General features: G+C 64.4%; 2 protein-coding genes and 1 pseudogene. All 3 read left to right on the forward strand.

The genetic code is table 11. The annotated features are described in order from the left end of the window. Positions 1-487: pseudogene (locus tag ACIRS4_RS36545) on the forward strand (phenazine-specific anthranilate synthase component I); the annotation flags it as partial. Between the two features lie 5 nt (positions 488-492). After that, entirely contained in the window at positions 493-1,020 is a 528-nt protein-coding gene (locus ACIRS4_RS36550) for a TetR/AcrR family transcriptional regulator (protein ID WP_357085621.1), read from the forward strand. 73 nt (positions 1,021-1,093) lie between these two features. Next, the coding region (locus ACIRS4_RS36555; RefSeq protein WP_404204322.1) for an MFS transporter at positions 1,094-1,645 on the forward strand (552 nt) is incomplete at its 3' end.

Consider the following 1,645-nt stretch of genomic DNA (forward strand, 5'->3'; position numbering starts at 1 on the left):
ACCGGGACCCGGGGATCCGCGTGACGCCCGGGATCCGAAGATCGCGCGACTGCGCGAGATCACCGGCGAGCTGCTCGCCACCCGTCAGCCCTTCTTCTCGGTGTGTCTCGGCCATCAGGTACTGAGCACGGTGCTGGGGCTGCCGGTCCGCCGCCGGGCGGTGTCGAATCAGGGTGTACTGAGGGTGATCGATCTGTTCGGCGCCGCGGAGCCGGTGTACTTCTACAACGCCTTCGAGTCGCACAGCGACAGCGATGCGTTCGAGACCCGCGTCGGGTCCCGGCCGGTGGCCGTGGCCCGTGACCAGCACACGGGTGAGGTGCACGGTCTGCGCGGGGACGGATTCGCCTCGCTGCAGTTCCACCCGGCATCGGTCATGTCCCGCAACGGAAGTCGCATCGTGGCGCGGTTGGTCACGGAATTGTTAACGCCCGCTGAACTGTCGACCCAGCGGGTTGCTTGGTTAGGTGAGTGCTCACTAAACTAAGGGGCATGAGCTCACCGATCAGGACGCGCATGTCGAAGAGCGCGCGACGCGAACAGGTGCTGGCCGCGGCCATTGCCGAGTTCGCGGCCGGTGGCTATGCGGCGACGTCAACGGAGTCGATTGCCCAGCGGGCCGGAATTTCGCAGGCCTACCTGTTCCGTTTGTTCCCGAACAAGAAGGCGGTCTTTCTCGCGGCGGCGAATCAAGGATTCGACGTGGTGGAGAATACGTTTCGCGCGGCTGCCGAGAAGTGCGCGGACGACGACCGTATGAACGCGATGGCCGACGCCTATATCGATCTACTGGGCGACCGGCAGTCGCTGACCTTTCAACTGCAGGTGTACGCGGCGTCGGCTCTCGACGACGAGATCCGCGCCCTGGCGCGTGAACGCTTCCATCGGCTCTACCGGACGGTGCGCGAACTGTCGGGCAGTGATGCCGGCGGAGCGTTCGACTTCATGGCACAGGGCATGTTGCTGAATGTCACGAGTGTGCTGGAACTGGAACTGTTGAACCCGGACGTCGACGAGTAACGTCCGGGCTACTGGCGGTTTCTCAGTGCAGTCGAATCACGGACTACGCCATAATTCTTCATAAGGAACCGCCATGTCGAACACCGACTCTCGTCGTGTGTTGTGGACATTCATTGTCAGCGGAATCGCGATCTTCATGGTTTCGCTGGACAATCTGGTTGTCTTCAACGCGCTCCCGACAATTCGAATGGAACTGCACACCGGCCTGGACGGTCTGCAGTGGATCATCAATTCCTACACGCTGACCGAAGCCGTCCTGCTGCTGGCCGGGGCATCGCTGGGTGACCGATTCGGCCGGAAGCGCACCTTCGTGGTGGGCATGGTCGTCTTCACCGCCGCGTCCGCGGCCTGCGCGCTGTCCACGTCGATCGGCGCACTGATCGCGGCCCGGGCGGTGCAGGGCGTCGGCGCGGCCATCGTCATCCCGCTGACCTTGACGCTGCTGGCCCAGGCGGTCCCGCCGGCCAAGCGCGGCGCGGCCATCGGCATGTGGAGCGCCATGAGCGGCCTCGCGGTCGGCCTCGGCCCGGTCGTCGGCGGCGCGATCACGAATTACGCGTCGTGGCAATGGATCTTCTGGATCAACGTGCCGATCGGTGCGGTGCTCATCCCACTCGCGATCACG

Origin of the sequence: Streptomyces sp. NPDC101166 (genome assembly GCF_044768125.1) — a bacterium.
GTDB lineage: Bacteria > Actinomycetota > Actinomycetes > Streptomycetales > Streptomycetaceae > Streptomyces.